We start from the raw sequence: 20,004 nt of genomic DNA on the forward strand, positions 1-20,004 counted from the left end.
CCCCCATGGCGGGAAATGCGACGAGGGAACACACCGGGACCGACACGATCAGATCCGGACTCCTCCGCAGCTTCCCCTCGAAACTCCCGGACCCCACGGACCGCCGCTGGTTGCTGAAGCTCGCCTTCGCCCAGCGGCCCGTCCAGCTCGTGGCGTCCTTCGGCATGCTCGCCGGGTTCATCTGCAACGCCACGACCTCGATCGTGGTCGGACGCGCCATCGACGACGCGGTCGCCACCGGCCGGTGGAACCGCCTGGTGCTGTGGGTCGGGCTGCTCGTCGTGCTGTTCGCGGTGAACGCGGTGGCGGTGTGGTTCGCCCGCCGCTACATGGAGATCACCCTGCAGCAGCTCAGCCACGACCTGCGCACCACGGTCACCGACCGTATCCAGGACCCGCGCGGCATCCGGGGACGGGAGCGGACCGCCGGTGGTCTGCTGTCGATCGCGTCGACGGACTCGAACAAGGCCGCCGAGATCGTGGTGATGACGGTCTTCCCCGTCGCCGAGCTCGGTTCGATCCTCTACGTCGCGGTCGTGGTGCTGTCGATCCACTGGCAGCTGGGCCTGGCCGTGCTGGTCGGTGCACCGCTGGTCGTGGCGTTGTCGGTGCGTGCGGCGCGTCCGCTGCGCAGCCGGGCGGCGGACCGTCAGCAGGCGCTCGCGCAGGCCGCGGCCGCGGCCGCCGACGCCGTCCAGGGCCTGCGCATCGTCAAGGGTCTGGGCGTGGTGGCCACGATGCGTCGCCGCTACCACGGCTACTCGTCCACCGCGTTGGACGCCACGGTGCGCACGAACGCCGCGGAGGCGCGCCTGACGATGGTCACCGAGTCCGTCGGTGCGGTGTACGTCGTCGCCATCGGCGTCACCGCCGGCTGGATCGCCCTGCACGACGGACTCAGCGTGGGCCAGCTGATCACCGTGGTCGGCCTGTCGCAGTACGTGGTCATGCCGATGACGATGCTGGGCCGCAACTTCGCCACCCGGGTGGCGATCTCTGCGGCGTCGGGACGCCGCGTGCGTGAGGTGCTCAACGCGCCGTTCGCCACGCCGGACGAGGCGTCGGACGCCACGACCGCGGCGGTGCTCGCCGCCGTGCCGTCCGGCGTCACCGTCGTGCGCGGTGCAGCCGGGGTGGCGCCGGGGATGCTCGGGGAGCTGGCGCGGCTGCCGCGCCAGCGGGTCGTCGTCGCCCCGCATGGCGCCGACCTCTTCGACGGGTCGGTACGCGACAACGTCCACCCGGACCCGCAGGTCGCAGCGTCCGCCCTGGAGGTCGCCGACTGCTCGGACATCCCGGGCGGCCCGGACCGGTCGGTGGGGGAGGGCGGCAGGCGGCTGTCCGGCGGGCAACGCCAACGTGTCGCCCTGGCCCGCGCGGTCGCCGCGGACCCCGAACTGCTGGTGCTGTCGGACCCGACCACCGCGGTGGACTCGGTGACCGAGCAGCACATCGCCGAACGCGTCGGACGCCTCTACGGCGGTGGATCAGACGGTACAGACGGTACGGAGGCGCGCGCGTCGCACCGGGTGCTCGTCGTCAGCGACGCCCCGGCGTGGCACGTCGCCGCGGACCGCGAGTGGGGACCGGCCGAGGTCGCCGAGGTCGCCGCGCTCGCCGGAGCAGCAGACGCAGATACGGAGGTGTCGCGATGAGGGCGGCGTCACTGGCACCGGTGAACACCGGTGGGGACGACGGCGAGCCGGTGCGCACCTTCCCGCTGGCCACGTGGGCGCAGGCGCGCCGCGAGGTCGCAGCGCAGGCGCGCACGGTGCCGCACGCGCGCAGCCAGGCGTTGTTCGCCTTCGTGCTGCTGGCGATCGGGTCGACCTGCACGGTCACCATCCCGCGGCTGCTCGGGCGCATCGTCGACATCGTGTCCACCGCCTCGGCGACCTCCGATGTCGCCCGGGCCGAGGGCGACCTGTGGCGCACCGCCGCGGTGATGGTCGCGGTGGCCGTCGGCGCCGGCGTGTTCAACGGGGCCGGCTACTTCATCCTCGCCCGCCTGTCCGAGCGACTGATCGCCAACCTGCGTGAGCAGATGGTGGGGACGGCCCTGGGCCTGCCTATGCACGAGGTGGAGGACGCCGGCACCGGCGACGTGGTCAGCCGCTCGACCGACGACGTGGCCCAGGTGTCCGCGGCGATCATGGAGGCGCTGCCGATCCTGTCGGGCGCGGTGTTCGTCATCGGTGCCACGGCGATCAGCCTGCTGACCGTGGACTGGCGTTTCCTGCTGATCATCCTGGTGGTGTCCCCGGTGTACTGGTTCGCCGCCCGGTCCTACCTGCGTCGGGCGCCTGCGCTGTACGCCGCGGAGCGGGCGTCGATGGGGCTGCGCGCCCGCCGCGTCCTGGAGGCCATCCACGGCCGGGCCACGGTGCGCGCCTTCCGGATGGAGGAGGAGATGCACGGCCGCATCGCCGACTCCTCGCGCCAGGTGATGACCAACGCGGTCAGCGCCAACCGCGTGATGGTCGTGCTGATGAACAAGATGCTCGTCGCCGAGCTCGTGATGCTCGGCACCGCGATCGTGCTCGGCTTCGTGCTGGTCGACCACGGTGTGCTGGGGGTGGGCGCGGTGACCGCGGCGACGCTGATGCTCATCCGCGTGCGTGGCCCGTTGCAGCAGATCATGCGGGTGCTGGACGTGGCGCAGTCCGGCTACGCCTCCCTGGCGCGCATCGTGGGCGTGACGGTGGACCCGCCGCGTCCGGTGCAGGACGCCGGGGCGCCCGCGCCGCGCGGCGAGGTGCGCCTGTCCGGCGTGGACTTCCGCTACGGGACGGATTCCTGGGCGGTGGAGGACGTGAACTTCACCATCGAACCCGGGCGCACGGTGGCCCTGGTCGGTGCCTCGGGGGCGGGCAAGACGACCGTCGCCACCCTGCTGGCGGGGCTGCGTGAGCCCAGCGCCGGTGCGGTCACGGTGGACGGGGTGGCTGTCACGGCCCTGTCCGACGACGAGCGTGCCGACCGGTTGGCGTTGGTGTCGCAGGAGGTGCACACCTTCTCCGGGACGCTGCGCGACGACCTGGGCCTGGCGGTGGACGAGGAGTCCGGCAGCGTCGACGACGACACCCTCGTCGACGCTCTGGAGCAGGTCGGTGCCGGGGACTGGTTCCGCCGGTTGGCCGACGGACTGGACACCGTGGTCGGTGCCCGTGGCCTGGTGGCGGACCCGGTGGTCGCCCAGCAGATCGCCCTGGCCCGGGTGCTGCTGCGCGATCCGCGGGTGGTGGTGCTCGACGAGGCGACGGCCGAGGCCGGTTCGGCCGGCGCACAGGCCCTGGAGGCCGCGGCACGGCGGCTCACCGAGGGGCGCACCGCGTTGACGGTGGCGCACCGCCTGGACCAGGCGCGTCTGGCGGACGAGGTGCTGGTGATGGAGGACGGCCGCATCGTGGAGCAGGGTCCCCACGACGACCTCGTGGCCGCCGGCGGACGTTACGCCCAACTGTGGGAGGTCTGGTCGCGCGGCCGGTAGGGGAGCCTGGATTCAAGGCGAAAGGAATCCGTCGGGCAGGGGGCCGACGGTGGGGGACACGGCGATTGCAGACCTCTCGGTCTATGGGATGCATGGCTGTTGACCAGTATCAACAAATGATACTTGGGTCCATACATGAAAAACCGGTTGCTCCGGTGGTCGCTCTGCTCTAGTCTTGTGCCCTATGGCGCAGACCGACCGGTCTGTTGGGTGCCGGTCGTACCGCGATCCACACGTGACGACGACAGCCCGACACAGCAACACGGCAGCACGGCAACACCCCCAGAGACCAACCGGCGAACGGCAGGGAAGAAGAGCAGGAATGACGAACACAGGACCAGAGGTCGGATTCGCGACTCTCACCGGCCTGATCGGCGTGACCGGCACCCGGGCAGAGCAGGAGGCTCCGGCGCTCACGGACCCGGAGGTCAGCCCGGAGGGCGCGCCGACGACGACCACCCACCTCACCGAGGAGCAGACCGCCGCCCACCAGGCACTCGTCGACGAGTGGAACGACAAGCTCGACGGCGCCACCGCCGAGCAGATCCTCGACTGGGTCAACGAGCACGTCACCGGCACGGTGGCGGTCACCATGTCCATGCAGGACACCGTCCTGGCCGAACTCGCCGAGGGCCGTGTCCACGACGCGGAGATGGTCTTCCTCGACACCGGCTACCACTTCGACGAGACCATCGACGTGGCCAAGGACGTGGACGAGCGCTACACGCTGCCGCTGCGCACCGTGGAGCCGGTCTACTCCGTGAAGAAGCAGGACGAGGTCTACGGCCGCGACCTGTACAAGCGCAGCCCCACGGCCTGCTGCCGGATGCGCAAGGTCGAGCCGCTGGCCCGGATGCTCAACCCCTACGAGGCGTGGATCTCCGGTGTGAAGCGGGTCGACAGCGAACTGCGTAAGGACACCCCGATCCTGGACGTGGACCGCACCGGCCGGCTGAAGATCAACCCGATCGCCGCGTGGAGCGACCAGGACGTCGAGGACTACATCGAGTCCCACGACCTGATCATCCACCCGCTGACCCGCCAGGGCTACCCCTCCATCGGGTGCGCGACCTGCACCATGCCGGTCGCCCCCGGCGACGACCCCCGTTCCGGCCGTTGGGCCAACTCAACCAAGACAGAATGCGGACTCCACCTGTGACTACTGCGACAGAACACTCCACCCTGACCCCCCACCTGGCCAGCCTCGAGGCCGAGGCCATCGAGATCCTGCGCGAGGTCGCCGGCCAGTTCGAGCGTCCCGCGCTGCTGTTCTCCGGCGGCAAGGACTCCGTCGTCGTCCTGGAGCTGGCCAAGCGTGCCTTCGCCCCGGCGGCGGTGCCCTTCGAGCTGGTGCACGTCGACACCGGGCACAACTTCCCGGAGGTCATCGAGTTCCGCGACCGCGTCGCCGAGGACCCGCGCATCACCCTGCACGTCGCGCACGTGCAGGACTGGATCGACTCCGGCGCGATCCAGGAGCGTCCGGACGGCACCCGTAACCCGCTGCAGACCGTCCCGCTGGTCGAGACGATCCAGGACCGCGGCTACGACGCCGTGCTCGGCGGCGCCCGCCGCGACGAGGAGAAGGCGCGCGCCAAGGAGCGGGTCTTCTCCGTGCGCGACTCCTTCGGCGGCTGGAACCCGCGCCGGCAGCGTCCCGAGCTGTGGGGCCTGTACAACGGCCGCCACCAGGCGGGCGAGAACATCCGCGTGTTCCCGATCTCGAACTGGACGGAAGCCGACATCTGGGACTACCTGCGTGCCCGCGACGTCGAGATCCCCGACATCTACTACTCCCACGACCGTGAGGTCTTCGCCCGTGGCGGCATGTGGCTGACCGCCGGCGAGTGGGGCGGTCCCGCCGAGGGCGAGACCGTGGAGACCCGTACCGTGCGCTACCGCACCGTCGGTGACATGTCCTGCACCGGCGCGGTCCTGTCGGACGCGGCGACGATCGACGAGGTCATCGACGAGATCCGCCTGTCCACCACCACCGAACGTGGCGCCACCCGTGCCGACGACAAGCTCTCCGAGTCCTCCATGGAGGACCGCAAGAAGGAAGGTTACTTCTGATGACCGCCGCTACCGCCACCCCCGTGAGCGCCGACAGCGCCGCCGAGAACGCCGACGCCGAGAACGTCGACAACTCCACCGTCCCGACGCTGCGCCTGTGCACCGCCGGCTCCGTCGACGACGGCAAGTCCACCTTCGTCGGACGCCTGCTGCACGACACCAAGTCCATCCTCGCCGACCAGTACGAGGCGGTGGAGCGCGTCTCCGCCGCCAAGGGCCTGGAGAACCCGGACCTGTCCCTGCTGGTCGACGGCCTGCGCGCCGAGCGTGAGCAGGGCATCACCATCGACGTGGCCTACCGCTACTTCGCCACCGACAAGCGCTCCTTCATCCTGGCCGACTGCCCCGGCCACGTGCAGTACACGCGCAACACCGTGACCGGACTGTCCACGTCCGACCTGGTCATCGTGCTGATCGACGCACGCAACGGCGTGATCGAGCAGACCCGCCGCCACCTCACCGTGGCCGCGATGATGAAGACCTCCCAGGTGGTCGTCGCCGTGAACAAGATCGACGCCGTCGACTTCGACGAGGGCATCTTCCGCTCGATCACCTCCGAGGTCCGCGACCTCGCCGGGGAGCTGGGCCTGCCGAAGATCGACGTGGTGCCGACCTCCGCGCTGCTCGGCGACAACGTGGTCTCCCCGTCGGAGAACACCCCCTGGTACGGCGGCCCGACCGTGCTCGACATCCTGGAGAAGGCCCGCCCGGCCCGCGTCAACGCCGGCAAGGTCCGCGGTCTGCGCTTCCCGGTGCAGGTCGTCATCCGCGACCACGCCACCGACTACCGCGGCTACGCAGGACGCCTCACGTCCGGTTCCGTCGCCGTCGGCGACACCGTCTCGGTCGGCGGCCATGACGGCCGCACCACCACCGTGGCCGGCATCGACGGCCCGGCCGGGGAGCAGGAACGCGCCGAGCGTGGCGAGTCCGTGACCCTGCGCCTGGCCGACGACATCGACATCTCCCGTGGCGACCTCATCGCCTCCGACGTGGAGGGTGACGCGGTCCCGGCCCCGTCGAACTCCGTCAACGCGCTGGTCTTCCAGCTCGCCGAGACGCCGGTGAAGGTCCGCGGCAACGTCCTGCTGCGCTACGGTTCCGCCACCGTGCGTGCCCGCGTCGACGAGATCGTCAGCCGCGTGCACATCCTCGACGAGAACGAGGAGGACGGCGACCTCGGCACCGAGCTCGCCCTCAACGACATCGCCGAGGTGCGCGTCACCGTCGCCGAGCCGCTGCCCTTCGAGGCCTACCGCCGTGGCGGCCGCGTCGGTTCCTTCCTGCTGATCAACCCGTCGACCGGTGACACGCTCACCGCCGGGCTGGTCACCGAGGGGAACCAGGGCTGACCGTGCCGGGGGAGGCCGGAGCGCGCGTCCCGGTGATCTGCCTGGCGCACGGCTCCCGGCACCCGGCGTCGGACGCCGCGGTCGTCGACATCGCCGACGCCGTCGCCGGTCTCACCGGCGGCGTCGTGCGCGCCGCCTACCTCGACTTCTCGCCCTCCACGCTGACCACCGTCACCCGGGTGCTGGCGGCCGAGGGGCACCGCGAGGCGGTTATCGTCCCGCTGCTGTTCACCACCGCCTTCCACATGACCACCGACGTGCCCGAGGCGATCGCCGAGGCCACCGCGGAAACCGGCATGGACCTGCACCTGGCCGGTGGAGTGGGCACCGGCGAGGACCTCGCCGGGCTGCTCGCCGTGCGTATCGCCGCCCGCCATACGGCAGCTTCCCTCGTCCTTTATTCCGTGGGCTCCAGCGTGGCCGGGGCGAACGACACCGTCGCGGCCCTTGCGCAGGACGTCGGACGCCACCTCGGCGTCCCCGCGTACGCGCGCGTCGCCACCGGCGGGCCGTCGACCGGACCGGACGCCCTGGCGTCCTGCGTGGAAGACGCCGGTACAGGCGGCACCGCCGGCACCGGAAACCCCGTGGCCGTCGAGCCGCTGTTCATCTGCCCGGGCCGGCTCTGGGACATCGCCGTCGACCGACTCGGTGAGCTCGACGTGCCGGTCTCACTCGGTGAACCCCTGGGTACCGCCGTCGCACCCCTGGTCGTGTCCCGGATCAACGCCGTCGTCGAAGTACAAGGAGAGGAGGGACCCCGGTGAAACTGCTGCTGTTCGCCGTCGCCGGCCTGATGGCCCAGCTCGTGGACGGGGCGCTGGGCATGGCCTTCGGCGTCACCGCCACCACGATGCTCATCCTGTCCGGCACCGCCCCGGCGCAGGCCAGCGCCGCCGTGCACTTCGCCGAGGTCGGCACGACCCTGTTCTCCGGGTTGGCGCACTGGCGGCTCAACAACGTGCACTGGCCGACCGTCGTCTTCCTCGGCATCCCCGGTGCCGTCGGCGCCTTCGCCGGGGCGACGGTGCTGTCCGGGCTGTCCACCGAGTCGGCCGAACCGGTGGTCTCCACACTGCTCCTGCTGCTCGGCGCCTACGTGCTGATCCGCAGCGTGCTGGTGCCGTGGAAGAAGCCGGAGGGCGGGGACCCCGGCGACACAGGCGAAACCGTACCGGTGTCTTCGGGGTCGCGGCGTTCGCGCCTGGGCCTGGTCACCCTCGGGCTCGGCGGCGGTTTCCTCGACGCCTCCGGGGGCGGCGGCTGGGGGCCGGTCACCACCTCCTCGCTGATGAGCGTGGGGCGTAGCGAGCCGCGCAAGATCATCGGCACCGTGAACACCGCCGAGTTCCTCGTCGCGGTGTCGGCCTCCCTCGGCTTCATCATCGGCCTGGAGCAGGTGCACGACTCCTGGCAGCCCGTCCTCGGCCTGCTGATCGGCGGTCTGATCGGCGCACCCATCGCGGCGTGGATCGTGACGGTCATCAAGCCGGACGTGCTCGGCGGCATCGTCGGCGCGGTGCTGGTGGCGCTCAACGGCGCCCGGGTCAGCGCCTCGCTGGGGTGGGCCGGGGGTCTGCTCACCGCCGTGACGGTGACGCTGTGCCTGGTCGTGATCGGCCGCGCCCTGCTCGCCCGCCGACGCAGGACGGCCGCAGCGGCGGCAGCGACCGCTGCGGCCGGGCCGTCCGGCGCGTCCGAGGCGTCCGGCCCGGTAGTTATCGCCGTAGACGCACAAAGATGACACCCCCAGCCCGGGTGCACCGCCGCTTTCACCCCCGGGTCGGGTGGGTTAAAGCACAGTAATGGGGGTATTGAGATCAATCGGACACCATTGCGTTGGTCGGGTTGAGTGATTCACGGCACAATGGGGGAGGAACATCCCCCGCACCCGGGGTGCGACACCACACACCGGATGTGCCGGGGACCGTCGACCATGTGAAGGAGACCCCGTGACCGTTCGAGCCGTGCTCAGCCCGATCGCCACCGCCGCAGGACGCCGAGACGAACTGATCACCAGCCTCCAGGGCCCGGTGACGGACATCTTCGAGACACTCCGCCCCGCCGCGCCAGACTTCAGCGCCGCCCTTGAGACCGCCCTGACCAACAGCGAGGACGTCCTCGTCGGCACCGGCGAGCCCATGTTCGACTCCCGGCTGGCCGCCGCCGCAGGCGTGGCCCACTTCCTCATCGCCGGCGGCGAGCAGGACCACCTCCAGCTCCAGCAGGTCTCCGGGCAGCTCGTGCGCTCCGGACGCGTCCCGCGCGGGATCTCGCTGCTCGACCGGCCCGAGGCGTCGTCGTCCGCCCTGGAGTCCGAGGGCACCGCGGTGTCCTTCGTCGCCCTGGACACCGTCGGCCAGGCAGAGCCGGGCACCCCGGTCATCGGGCCCGAGGTCTTCGAACGCAACCTGATCGCCCAGGCCCGCGCCGCCAAGGCGCACATCGTCCTGCCCGAGGGCGACGACGACCGCATCCTCGAGGCCGCGCACCAGCTGCTCGCCCGCCGCGTCTGCGACCTGACGATCCTCGGCGACCCGGCGACCATGGCCTCACGCGCACACGAACTCGGGTACGACCTGAGCTCCGCGACGTTGACCGACCCCACCTCCGGCGACGACCTCGAGCGTTTCGCCGAGGAGTTCGCCGAACTACGCAAGGCCAAGGGCGTGACCATCGACGAGGCGCGGGAGACGATGAAGGACATCTCCTACTACGCCACCATGATGATCCACCTCGGCAAGGCCGACGGCATGGTCTCCGGGGCGGCGCACACCACCGCCCACACCATCAAGCCCAGTTTCCAGATCATCAAGACCGCGCCGGACGCCTCCATCGTCTCCTCGATCTTCCTCATGGTCATGGACGGGGTGCTGTGGGCCTTCGGTGACTGCGCGGTCAACCCGGACCCCACCCCCGAGCAGCTCGCCGAGATCGCCGTGGTCTCGGCCAAGACCGCCAGCCAGTTCGGCATCGACGCCAAGGTCGCGATGCTGTCCTACTCGACCGGCAGCTCCGGTGCGGGTGAGGACGTGGAGGCAGTGGCCGAGGCCGTGCAGATCGCCCGGGAGCAGGACCCCGACCTCGAGGTCGACGGCCCGCTGCAGTTCGACGCCGCGGTCGTGGAATCCGTCGGCCAGAAGAAGATGCCCGGCTCCGACGTGGCGGGCAAGGCCACCGTGTTCGTCTTCCCGGACCTCAACGCCGGCAACATCACCTACAAGGCCGTGCAGCGCACCGCCGACGCCCTCGCCGTCGGCCCGATCCTGCAGGGACTGAACAAGCCGGTCAACGACCTGTCGCGCGGGGCGACCGTCCCCGACATCGTGAACACCGTCGCCATCACCGCAATCCAGGCCGGAAACTAACCGAAAGGACCTTCCCATGACCTCGAGCAAAACGTACGTCCTCGTCCTCAACTCCGGATCCTCGTCGATCAAGTTCCAGGTCATCGACCTGAACGCCGACGCCCAGAGCGGCCCGTTCCTCTCCGGCCTGGTCGAGCAGATCGGCGAGAGCCGCGGCCACATCAAGCTCATCACCGAAGACCAGACCATCGAGGACCGTCGCCCGATCCTGAGCCACTCCGTGGGCCTGGAACGTGCCTTCGGCATGATGTCCCTGCTCGGCGTGGGACCCCAGGACCTCGACATCTCCGCGGTCGGCCACCGTGTGGTCCACGGCGGCAGCAAGTTCTCCGAGCCCGTCGTGATCAACGACGAGATCGTCGAGGACATGCGCTCGCTCATCCCGCTGGCTCCGCTGCACAACCCGGCCAACATCGACGGCATCGAGAACGCCCGCACCCTGCTGCCGGATGTCGAGCACGTCGCCGTGTTCGACACCGCCTTCTTCCACACCCTCCCGGAGGCCGCCTCGCGCTACGGTCTGAACCGTGAGGTCGCCGACCAGTACCACATCCGGCGCTACGGCTTCCACGGCACCAGCCACCAGTACGTCTCCGGCCTCGTCCCGGGTGTCCTCGGCAAGGACGCCGCGGACATCAACCAGATCACCCTGCACCTGGGCAACGGCGCGTCCATGGCGGCGATCCGCGGCGGCGTGCCCCAGGACACCACCATGGGCCTGACCCCGCTGGAGGGCCTGGTCATGGGTACGCGTACCGGCGACATCGACGCCGGCATCATCTTCCACCTCTACCGTGAGGGCAAGATGACCATCGACGAGATCGACACCCTGTTCAACAAGCGCTCCGGGCTGAAGGGGCTGGCCGGTGCCAACGACTTCCGCCTGATCCAGGAGCTCATCAACGAGGGCGACGAGAACGCGAAGGAGGCCTACGACATCTACGTCCACCGCGTGCGACGCTACGTGGGTGCCTTCATGCTGCAGCTCGGACGCCTCGACGCGGTGGTGTTCACCGCCGGTGTCGGTGAGAACCACGTCGGCATCCGCCGCGACACCATGGCCGACCTGGAGAACTTCGGCATCGAGATCGACGACGCCCGCAACCGCAACGAGGAAGGTGTGGAGGGCCCGCGGGTGATCTCCACCGAGGGCTCCGCGGTCAAGGTGCTGGTCGTTCCAACCAACGAGGAGCTGGCGATCGCCCGCGCCGCGCTGAAGCTCTCCCAGGCCTGAGCCGCCCGGGTGAGCCTGCGCCTCTAGAACCAGGTCCGCGGCCGGATCCGGTTGGCCATGTCGACCAGCCGGAAGCGGTGCCTGGCGAAGGGGGACTGGCGCGCGATGTCGCGCAACCCCTGCTCGATTCCGGCCCGAAGGCCCCGCTCGGTGAACTCCACGTCGAACAGCGGGGCCTTCGCCACGCGCACCGGAGCCTCCGACTTCTCCTGCTGGGCCCGCAGCCAGTCCAGCGCCGAGGCCATCACCGCCAGGCGGACCTGGGGGATGCGTGGCTCGTTGGTGGGCAGGATCTCCAGGCGCCGGGCCGCGCGGCGCAGACGCGCCTCGTTGAGCGTGGACTGCTCGGTGATGAGCATCAGCACCGTGGTCAGGCGCGCCATGCGGTGGTGCCGCGAGGACTGCGGGACGCGGTCCAGCGCGGCGACTGCGGCGTCCACAAGCCCTTCGGCGTGCAGCTGGCGGGCCAGGCCGAACGCGGCGGACACCGTCGAGGCGTTCGTCGCCCACACCAGCCCGTAGAGCCGGATGGTGTGGAAGCGCAGCGCCACCGGATCCTGCGAGAGGTGCGTCCAGCCCGGGACCTCGCTGTAGTCGGGGGACTGCTGCGCACCCTGCGTGTAGGTCAACGCCAGGGCCGCCTTCTGCACCGTGGAGTCCAGCAGGCGGGTGGTGTTCATCCCCTGGTGCTGCAGCATCAGCTCGTCGGTGGCGGCCAGGGCCAGCTTCGGGGCGGGCTCACCGGGCAGGGTGTTGAGCACCTCGTTGAAACAGGCCTGCGCCGTGACGTAGTCACTGGTCAGCAGGTTGGAGACCCCGGAGAGCCACTGGTGGCGCCAGTCGCGGTGGAAGCGGTCGTCCATGCCCCGCAGGGTCAGCACCGCCTCGGTGGTCATACCCAGGTCGAGCTGGGCGCGCACGATGGTCAGCGGGATCTCCGTCGACGACGAGAGGTCCGGCTGCTTCTGCGCGGCCTTCAGGGTGTCCAGCACCTCGCTGGGCTCGGTCAGGCTCGCCGCGGACAGCAGGGACGCCCCGGGGTCGTTCGGGTCGGTCAGCGGGGTCGGCAGCGCGGCGATGACCTCGGGCGCGGTGGCCTCCACGGAGCGCTCGATGCCGTCGATCAGCTGGTCGGTGCGGAAGAGCAGGTGCTTGGTGCCGAAGGTGGAACGCTGTGCGGTGAAGCGGGTGTCCAGGTGCGGGTACTGGCGTCCGTCGCGGATGGCGAGGACCTCACGCAGCACACCGATGATCTGGTTGGCCATCGCCCCGGCGGAGGTGAAGCGGCGCTCGGGGTTCTCGTCCGTGGCGCGCAGCAGCAGGCGGTACAACGACAGGTACTTGCGGAACAGCGGCTCGTCGTTCGGGGTGGGCAGGCCACGGTCGTACACCCCGTCGGTGACGGGCAGTTTCACGATGAGGCTGGCCAGCGTGCGTCCCACGGTGTAGATGTCGCTGGCGATGGTCGGCCCGGTGCGCGAGATCTCCGGGGCCTGGAAACCGCGGGTGCCGAAGATGTGGCCGAAGGCGCCGATGCCGGACACCGCACCCAGGTCGATGAGCTTGACCTGGTCCTCGGTGATGATGATGTTGTCCGGCTTGAGGTCGTTGTAGACCACGCCGCGGGAGTGCAGGTAGTCCAGGGCGGGCAGGACCTCGAGGATGTAGCCGATGGCGATGTCGATGGGCAGGGTGTTGCCCGGCTGACGCCGGCGCCGGTGGCGCAACGACGGCCCACCGACGTACTCCATGATGATGAACCCGCCGGGACTGCGCGGGTCGTCGATGAAGTTGAAGATCTTCACGATCCCGGGGTGGGTGATGTCGGCGAGGAAGGCCCGCTCGGACTCGGCCACGGCACGCTCGTGCGCGGTGGTGGTGGCCATCATCCCCTTGAGCACGACCCAGCGGTCGGACACGTTGTGGTCGACGGCGAGGTAGATCCAGCCCAGCCCACCGTGGGCGATCGGCCCGAGGACCTCGTACTGGGCGGCGACCATGTCGCCGGGCTGCAGGACGGGGGAGTCCGTCCCGTCCTCGACGGCCTTGGCGATGGCGTCGTCGCTGATGACGGCGTCCTGCGGGTTCGTCGGGGGGATGAAGGGGAGACGGACCATGCCGCCGGCGACCTCCGCGCCGGCGCGGGAGGTGCCGCGGCGGCGGCGGAAGGTCGACAGGGCCTCGCGGCGGCTGCGTTCACCGGAGTCGACGGTGGGCTGGCGGTCGGTGGCGTTGGTGCTGTCACCGGCCGTGCCAGCTGTACTGGTTGTGCCGTCAGCGACTTCAGGGACCGGGGTGGGCTCGCTGTCGTCGGCGAAGGGGTCGAAAGGCGTCGCCTGCGTCGACTCGCCGCCGGTGGGCTCGCTGTCGCCGTCGGTGTCGGTGTCGGTGTCGGCGCCGCCGTCACTGCCGCCGCCGCTGTGCGCGGCGCCGTCGGTGGACTCGTCATCGTCGTCGGCGAAGGGGTCGAAGAAGGTCGCCTCGGTGGCGGGTCCCTCGGACGGTCGGTCGTCCGGGCGCTGCTCGTCGGAGTTCGTCACTGGTCGTCCTCGCTTCCGGATCCGTTCGAGTCGTTCGAGTCGTTCGAGTCGTCCGAACTGGCTGAACTGACGCGTTCGCGTACCGCGTTGAGCTCCCGGTTCTCCGCCGCGGAACGGTACTCCGCGGGCGGCGGGTCGGCCTCACCCAGGTAGCCGGCGAGCCACCGGTCGTAGATCCGGTCCCAGGTGCCGTCGTCGCGGATGCGCTCCATCGTGGAGTTCACCTGCCGGATCAGACCGGTGGTGTCACGTTGCTGCGGCAGGGCGGCGGCCATCCCGTAGTCCGTGCCGTCGGAGTCGTCGCCGACGATCTCGGTGTAGGGGTCCTGGGCCTGCAGCCCGGAGAGGATCGCGGAGTCGGAGTAGATCGCGTCGACCTGTTGGCGTTGCATCGCCATCAGGCAGTCCGACCAGGTCTGGGTGGCCAGGATGTCGCGGTGCGGCACCTCGTCGCGCAGTGCCTGCAGGTTCGTGGAGTCGCGTGTCACGCAGACCGTCTTGCCGTCCAGGTCGTCCTCGTCCTCGATGCCGGAGTCGCGCATCGCCAGGATGCGCGGGTAGGTGGTCAGGTACGGCACGGAGAACTCCACCTGCTCCTGGCGTGCCGGGGTGATCGTGAACGTGCGCGCCACGAGGTCCACCGCCCCGGCGGCCAGGACGTCCTCCAGGTCGTTGCCCTCCACGTAGCGGTACTCGATCTTGGTCGGGTCGCCGAAGATGTCGCGGGCGACCTCGCGGGCGAGGTCGATCTCGAAACCGGCGAGCTCGCCGGTCACCGGGTCGCGGAAACCGACCTGGTTCAGCGACTGGGCGACGCCCACCACCAGGCGGCCGCGTTCGATGATCTCGGGCACGCGCCGGGCGGGGGAGACGTCCTCCCCGGTGTCCGGTTCAACGTCCGGACGCAGCGAACCGTAGGTGCCGCGCGAGGAGTCATCGCTCTCCTCACTGGTGTGCGTGGAGAGGTCGTCGACGTTGTCGGACAGCGACGAGCCGTTGGGCAGGGCGAGCGTGGGGTTCGGCTCGTCCGGCCACTGCTGCAGTTCCTGGTCGTTCGTCGCACAGGACGCCAGCACCAGGGAACCGGCCGCCACGACGCAGGTGAGGACGGTACGGAGGCGGGGGTGCGTGTTCACAGGTACTCCTGGAGGCGGGGCCGGGTTCCGTAGATGATGCAGAGGGCAGAGAGGATGCCCAGCAGGATCACCAGCGCGGAGACCTGCTGGGCGGAGACACGGGAATCGGCGAGGTAGGTGCGCAACTGGTCACGGGTGTCGTCGATCAACGAGCGCAGGTTCTCGTCCAGCTGCTGGTAGGGGTGGGTGTCGGAGTCGCCGATGGTGGCGTTGATCGCGGCGGCGTAGTCGCCCTGCTGGACGTGGGCCAGCATCTGCGCGTGGGCGTTGTCCCAGGCACGCAGGTTCTCCCGCGCCTCGTCGAGCACGTCCCGGTCGCCGACGGTGTTGCGGAGCGCCTCCAGCCCGCTGTCCAGGCGGGTGACCTGGTCGGAGAAGTTGGTCTGGGTGTCGTCGGTGTACTCGCGCTGCACCAGGCCCAGGGCCTCGGTGGTTCGGGTCTGCTGCACGGTGATGCGCAGCGAGGTCAGCGACTCCAACGGCTGGGCGGTGCCGTCCAGCCCGCGGGTGCCGTCGGTCCAGGTGGTCAGCGCCGCGCCACCGGCCCACAGCAGCGACAGGGTCATCAGCACCGTCGCCGCGGCGTAGCCGCCGTTGATCCGCCGGTTGGTCTGCGCGGCAAGCCAGAACTGGGCCACGAGCAGCAGCAGGACCGCGGCGACCAGGCCGGACATGGCGAACCAGCCGGGTTTGGTCAGGGCGAGCTGCTGTTCGGCGACCTCGGAACTGGTGTTGGAGTACAGCTCTCCCGCGGCCGGGAGGATCTCCTCCTGCATCATCGTGCTCGCCTGCGTCACGTAGGCGGCACCGACCGGGTTGGCCTGCCGGTTGTTCACCCCGGACTCGGTGATCAGGCTGGTGTAGATCGGCAGTTTCTCCTGGATCTCCAGGATCAACGCCATCTCGCGGGTGGACGGGTCGTCGATGCCGTTGGCTGCGCGGATGATCGCCCGGGAGGCGATGTCGACGGCCTCGCGGTAGGACGCGTCGGTGTCGGCGCCGCCCGCGGCGTCCTCCACGAAGCCGGTGGTCGCCACCGAGTCGGCGACCGACAGGGAGTTGTACAGCTCCTGGGCGGCGAAGGAGACCGGCTCGGTCCGGTTGACCAGGGTGTTCAGCGAGCCCTGCTGCTTGGACGACTGGGCGGCCATCGCGCCGCCGGCGGCGAGGATCGCCAGGACCAGGATCACCGAGACCACGGTCAGCAGGCCCGGTGTCGTGGAGACGAAGCGGCGGAACCGCCGGGGGACCTCCATCGCCGGGGTGAAGACGCTCAGCCGGCGTGAGCCGTGGCCGTCGGTGGTGGTGTCGTCCATCCACCGGTCGGTGTCCTGGCGACGGCCGCCGGGCCCGATCGCGGTGCCTTCGTCCAGGGTCGTGAACGTGCCGGTCGAGGCCGGATCGGTGGCCCCGTCACTCGGATCTCGTGTCGGCACGGGCATGTAGGACATCCTACATTCGAGGGGCGAAGAAGTGTCAGCACCCGGGGTCAGTGGCGTATGGCACGATGGGGGACATGATTGACGTCGAATCCTTGACCAAGCGGTACGGTTCCGCGACCGTCGTGGACGACCTGAACTTTTCGGTGCAGCCGGGGATCGTCACCGGATTCCTGGGGCCGAACGGTGCAGGCAAGTCCACCACCATGCGTATGATCGTCGGCCTCGACCGTGCCTCCGCCGGCACCGCCACCATCGACGGGATGCGCTACGACCAGTACGCCAAGCCGCTGCACAAGGTCGGCACGCTGCTGGACGCCAAGTGGGTGCACCCCAACCGCACCGCGGCGAACCACCTGCGGTGGCTGGCGGCGGCGAACGGATTCTCGCGCAAGCGGGTGGACGAGGTCCTCGACCTCGTCGGGTTGAGCGACGTCGCCGGCAAGAAGGCCGGGAACTTCTCCCTGGGTATGGGCCAGCGCCTCGGCCTCGCCGTCGCCCTGCTGGGCGACCCGGAGGTCCTGATCCTGGACGAGCCGGTCAACGGTCTGGACCCGGAGGGTATCCGGTGGGTCCGTGACTTCGTGCGTCACCTGGCGTCCGAGGGTCGCACGGTCATGATCAGTTCGCACCTGCTCAGTGAGATGGCGCAGACCGCCGACCACCTGGTGGTCATCGGCCGTGGCCGGCTGGTGGCGGACACCTCCACCCACGACTTCATCAAGAACGCCTCCACGGCGACCACGGTGGTGCGCACCGACCACCTGCCGGAGATGAAGAATGCGCTCAGGGAGGAGTCCGTGGCCTTCGAGCAGAGCACCGACGACGACGGCCGCGACATCCTCGTCCTGGAGGACACCGAACCCGACGAGGTCGGCGCCATCGCCTACACCTACGGTCTGCTGCTGCGTGAGCTCAGCGAGCGTCGCGCCTCCCTGGAGGACGCGTTCATGCGGATGACCGGGCACGCGGTGGACTACCACGCGAACCTGGGCGACGGGCCCGACGGCATCGGGGACGTCCCCGACCTCAGCGCCCTGCCGACCACCCCGACCTCCGAGGGGGAGAAGTAATGCTCGCACACACGATCAACGCCGAGTGGATCAAGATCCGCACCACCAAGGCGGTCTACTGGACCTCCGCGCTCATCGTCGTCTTCTCCGTGGCCTTCGGCGGGTTCATGGGGTGGGCGAACGCGATGAACTACAACATGGCCGTCGACGACGGCAACGCGGAGCTCGCCGCCGCCAGCGTGGAGGGGCTCACCGTCTCCAGCGCCCTGCTGGGTCTGCAGCTCTTCGGGGTGATGATCCTCCTGATCCAGGGTGCGCTGCTGGTCACCGGCGAGTACGGCAACAACACCGCCAAGTCGAATGTGCTGGCGGTGCCGAAGCGCTGGCAGCTGCCGGTGGCCAAGTTCATCGTCTACGGCGTGATCGCCGCGGTGGTCACGCTCGTGTCCGCCGTGATCAGCGTGCTCGTGACCCGGTGGGCGGCCGGCACCCAGATCGACGACGACGCGCTCCTGTCCAACATCTCCCTGTCCGCCGACGACGCCTGGACGGTCGTCCTGCGCATGGTGATCTACTCGCTCGGCGCGGTCGCCCTGGCGATCGGCGTGGCGTACCTGGTGCGCCGCACCGCCGGTGCCATGGCCGTCCTGCTGCTGTGGGTCCTCGTCCTCGAGGACATCGTCTCGATGGTGCCGAAGGTGAAGGACTGGGTTCCCCAGTACCTCCCGTTCAACAACATCGGCTCGGCGGTGAACCTCAACGACATCGCGGACGCGCCGTGGGGTCAGAACGGTTCGGTGCTCTACTTCGTGGTGGTCTGCCTCGTCGTCTTCGTCATCGGTGCGGTCACGCTGCGTCGACGTGATGCGTGACGACTCCTCCCGGGCACAGACCCGGGGTACGGGGGGATCTGCTGCGACGATCTCCCTGGCGATGCTCGCCGGCATCGCGCTGTTGTCCACCGGCGGTCCCTTCGGTACGGACATGTACCTGCCGTCGCTGCCCGAGATCACCGACGACCTCGGGACCACGGCCTCCCTCACCCAGCTGACGATCACCGCCTTCATGGTCGGGATGGCCGTCGGCCAGCTCGTGGTGGGGCCGCTCTCCGACCGCGCAGGACGCCACCGCCTGCTGGTCGCGGCCACCGTGGTGGGCCTGGCGGCGTCCGTCGTGTGCGCGTTGGCGCCGTCCATCTGGCTCTTCATCGTGGTGCGCTTCTTCCAGGGTGCCGCCGGTGGCGCGGCGGTGACGCTGGGACGCTCGATGATCGCCGACCGGTTGTCCGGCGCCTCCGCGGCGGCGGCCCTGTCGACGATGATGATCTTCACCTCCGTCGCCCCGATCGTCACGCCCGTGGTGGGTGGCGCCGTCGCCGGCCTGGCAGGGTGGCGGGCGGTGTTCTGGACGCTGGCGGGCATCGCCGTGGCCCAGGTGCTGGTTGCCGTGCTCCTGCCGGAGACCCATCCGGCGGAGAAACGCACCGAGGGCGCGATGCTCGTGGTGTACCGGCGCATGGCCGGGTTGTTCCGCGTGGGCCCGTACATGGGGCACCTCGTGGCCTTCGCCATCGGTTTCGGTGGCTTCTTCGCCTTCGTCTCCGGCTCGTCCTTCGTGATGCAGGAGCAGTTCGGGCTCACCGCGTCCCAGTTCAGCCTGGTCTTCGCCGGCAACGCGGTGGCACTGGTGCTGGCGAACATGGTCAACGCCCGGGTCGTGGCCCTGGTCGGTCCCGCCCGGATGCAGGCGATCGGGCAGGTCCTGCTGATCACCGGTGGTCTCGGGCTGCTCGTCATCGCCCTGACGGTGCACTCGCTGGTGCCGGTGATCGTCTTCACCTTCGTGGCGACGATCGGTACGGGCCTGAACCTGGGCAACACGACCGCCCTGGCGATGGACCTGACACCGGGGCGTGCGGGGGCGGGTTCGGCACTGCTGGGTGCCGGGCAGTTCCTCGCCGCCGGCATCGTCGCGCCGCTGGTGGGGCTGGGGGAGGACGGTCTGCTGACCATGGCCACGGTCATGGTGGTGTGCGCCTGCGTCGCCGCAGTCGGTGGTCTCTACGGTAGGCGCGGGGCGCGGCAGCAAAAGTCCTAGGTGGTGTTCATTCGAACACGTGGGTCATTCATGTCCGTGCCCTGAGGTACACTTCGTCCAACAAACGGACAAAGGGGGAACCAGGGTCATGACCACCGACAACACCACACCCGCGATGAGCATGGACGACATCCAACGCCACCTCAACCTCGGCGAAATCGTCCTGATCGCCCACCTCCGCGACATCGCCGGCACTGAACGCCTCGCCACCGCCCGCGCCCTACGCGCCCGCACCCGCGCCGACGCCATCCGCTTCGCACAT

15 protein-coding genes are annotated in these 20,004 nt (G+C 69.8%); 12 read left to right on the forward strand and 3 right to left on the reverse strand.

The genetic code is table 11. The annotated features are described in order from the left end of the window. Positions 1 to 5 precede the first annotated feature (5 nt). From ACT3TD_RS07500 to ACT3TD_RS07540, 9 genes are all read left to right on the forward strand, one after another. Positions 6 to 1,655 carry an ABC transporter transmembrane domain-containing protein gene (locus ACT3TD_RS07500; protein ID WP_441579376.1) on the forward strand — a complete coding sequence of 550 codons (1,650 nt, stop codon included), beginning with the start codon at positions 6 to 8 and terminating at the stop codon, positions 1,653 to 1,655. Further along, positions 1,652 to 3,490 (forward strand): ABC transporter ATP-binding protein, encoded by a 1,839-nt coding sequence (locus ACT3TD_RS07505; RefSeq protein ID WP_441579375.1) that lies wholly within the window; start codon positions 1,652 to 1,654, stop codon positions 3,488 to 3,490. Before ACT3TD_RS07500 ends, ACT3TD_RS07505 begins: the two co-directional genes overlap by 4 nt. Before the next feature lie 322 nt (positions 3,491 to 3,812). Continuing rightward, positions 3,813 to 4,649 carry a phosphoadenylyl-sulfate reductase gene (locus tag ACT3TD_RS07510; RefSeq protein ID WP_301443466.1) on the forward strand — a complete coding sequence of 279 codons (837 nt, stop codon included), beginning with the start codon at positions 3,813 to 3,815 and terminating at the stop codon, positions 4,647 to 4,649. Beyond that, complete coding sequence (gene cysD / locus ACT3TD_RS07515) at positions 4,631 to 5,563, forward strand: sulfate adenylyltransferase subunit CysD (RefSeq protein WP_301443465.1); 933 nt, start codon at positions 4,631 to 4,633, stop codon at positions 5,561 to 5,563. The genes ACT3TD_RS07510 and cysD overlap by 19 nt, the downstream gene beginning before the upstream one ends. Continuing rightward, a complete protein-coding gene (locus ACT3TD_RS07520) occupies positions 5,563 to 6,915 on the forward strand; it encodes a sulfate adenylyltransferase subunit 1 (RefSeq protein WP_441588296.1) in 1,353 nt (450 codons plus the stop codon). The genes cysD and ACT3TD_RS07520 overlap by 1 nt, the downstream gene beginning before the upstream one ends. A 2-nt stretch (positions 6,916 to 6,917) precedes the next feature. Next, the gene (locus ACT3TD_RS07525) at positions 6,918 to 7,682 is read left to right on the forward strand and encodes a sirohydrochlorin chelatase (RefSeq protein WP_441579373.1); all 765 of its coding nucleotides are present in this window, start codon (positions 6,918 to 6,920) and stop codon (positions 7,680 to 7,682) included. Further along, positions 7,679 to 8,659 carry a sulfite exporter TauE/SafE family protein gene (locus ACT3TD_RS07530; RefSeq protein WP_301443278.1) on the forward strand — a complete coding sequence of 327 codons (981 nt, stop codon included), beginning with the start codon at positions 7,679 to 7,681 and terminating at the stop codon, positions 8,657 to 8,659. The genes ACT3TD_RS07525 and ACT3TD_RS07530 overlap by 4 nt, the downstream gene beginning before the upstream one ends. 208 nt (positions 8,660 to 8,867) lie before the next feature. Beyond that, entirely contained in the window at positions 8,868 to 10,283 is a 1,416-nt protein-coding gene (pta, locus tag ACT3TD_RS07535; protein WP_301443279.1) for a phosphate acetyltransferase, read from the forward strand. A 16-nt stretch (positions 10,284 to 10,299) separates the two neighbouring features. Next, on the forward strand, positions 10,300 to 11,517 hold the full coding sequence (locus ACT3TD_RS07540) for an acetate kinase (RefSeq protein WP_301443280.1): 1,218 nt from the start codon (positions 10,300 to 10,302) through the stop codon (positions 11,515 to 11,517). Positions 11,518 to 11,540: 23 nt separating this feature from the next. On the opposite strand, the gene ACT3TD_RS07545 is transcribed toward ACT3TD_RS07540, so the two are convergent. The 3 genes from ACT3TD_RS07545 to ACT3TD_RS07555 are packed head-to-tail and all read right to left on the reverse strand — an operon-like array spanning position 11,541 to position 16,635. Further along, entirely contained in the window at positions 11,541 to 14,057 is a 2,517-nt protein-coding gene (locus ACT3TD_RS07545; protein WP_444614991.1) for a tetratricopeptide repeat protein, read from the reverse strand. Next, positions 14,054 to 15,193 (reverse strand): glutamate ABC transporter substrate-binding protein, encoded by a 1,140-nt coding sequence (locus ACT3TD_RS07550; protein WP_441579370.1) that lies wholly within the window; start codon positions 15,191 to 15,193, stop codon positions 14,054 to 14,056. Before ACT3TD_RS07550 ends, ACT3TD_RS07545 begins: the two co-directional genes overlap by 4 nt. Then, positions 15,190 to 16,635, reverse strand: a complete 1,446-nt coding sequence (locus tag ACT3TD_RS07555) for a hypothetical protein (protein WP_301443643.1) — start codon at positions 16,633 to 16,635, stop codon at positions 15,190 to 15,192. Before ACT3TD_RS07555 ends, ACT3TD_RS07550 begins: the two co-directional genes overlap by 4 nt. A gap of 74 nt (positions 16,636 to 16,709) precedes the next feature. Between ACT3TD_RS07555 and ACT3TD_RS07560 the strand changes: the two genes are divergently transcribed. Genes ACT3TD_RS07560 through ACT3TD_RS07570 form a run of 3 tightly spaced genes read left to right on the forward strand, consistent with a single transcriptional unit; the run spans position 16,710 to position 19,742 of the window. Beyond that, a complete protein-coding gene (locus ACT3TD_RS07560) occupies positions 16,710 to 17,705 on the forward strand; it encodes an ABC transporter ATP-binding protein (RefSeq protein WP_441579368.1) in 996 nt (331 codons plus the stop codon). Next, entirely contained in the window at positions 17,705 to 18,517 is an 813-nt protein-coding gene (locus tag ACT3TD_RS07565; protein WP_441579367.1) for an ABC transporter permease, read from the forward strand. The genes ACT3TD_RS07560 and ACT3TD_RS07565 overlap by 1 nt, the downstream gene beginning before the upstream one ends. After that, the gene (locus ACT3TD_RS07570; RefSeq protein ID WP_441579377.1) at positions 18,510 to 19,742 is read left to right on the forward strand and encodes a multidrug effflux MFS transporter; all 1,233 of its coding nucleotides are present in this window, start codon (positions 18,510 to 18,512) and stop codon (positions 19,740 to 19,742) included. Before ACT3TD_RS07565 ends, ACT3TD_RS07570 begins: the two co-directional genes overlap by 8 nt. Positions 19,743 to 20,004 lie beyond the last annotated feature (262 nt).

This window comes from Corynebacterium sp. AOP36-E1-14, assembly GCF_052377495.1.
Taxonomy (GTDB): domain Bacteria; phylum Actinomycetota; class Actinomycetes; order Mycobacteriales; family Mycobacteriaceae; genus Corynebacterium.

Coding starts and splice junctions, on each gene's coding strand:
- ACT3TD_RS07570 (WP_441579377.1), top strand. CDS start 18,510: ATGCGTGACGACTCCTCCCGGGCACAGACCCGGGGTACGGGGGGATCT.
- ACT3TD_RS07520 (WP_441588296.1), top strand. CDS start 5,563: ATGACCGCCGCTACCGCCACCCCCGTGAGCGCCGACAGCGCCGCCGAG.
- cysD (WP_301443465.1), top strand. CDS start 4,631: ATGCGGACTCCACCTGTGACTACTGCGACAGAACACTCCACCCTGACC.
- ACT3TD_RS07505 (WP_441579375.1), top strand. CDS start 1,652: ATGAGGGCGGCGTCACTGGCACCGGTGAACACCGGTGGGGACGACGGC.
- ACT3TD_RS07540 (WP_301443280.1), top strand. CDS start 10,300: ATGACCTCGAGCAAAACGTACGTCCTCGTCCTCAACTCCGGATCCTCG.
- ACT3TD_RS07565 (WP_441579367.1), top strand. CDS start 17,705: ATGCTCGCACACACGATCAACGCCGAGTGGATCAAGATCCGCACCACC.
- ACT3TD_RS07500 (WP_441579376.1), top strand. CDS start 6: ATGGCGGGAAATGCGACGAGGGAACACACCGGGACCGACACGATCAGA.
- ACT3TD_RS07510 (WP_301443466.1), top strand. CDS start 3,813: ATGACGAACACAGGACCAGAGGTCGGATTCGCGACTCTCACCGGCCTG.
- ACT3TD_RS07560 (WP_441579368.1), top strand. CDS start 16,710: ATGATTGACGTCGAATCCTTGACCAAGCGGTACGGTTCCGCGACCGTC.
- ACT3TD_RS07555 (WP_301443643.1), bottom strand. CDS start 16,635: ATGCCCGTGCCGACACGAGATCCGAGTGACGGGGCCACCGATCCGGCC.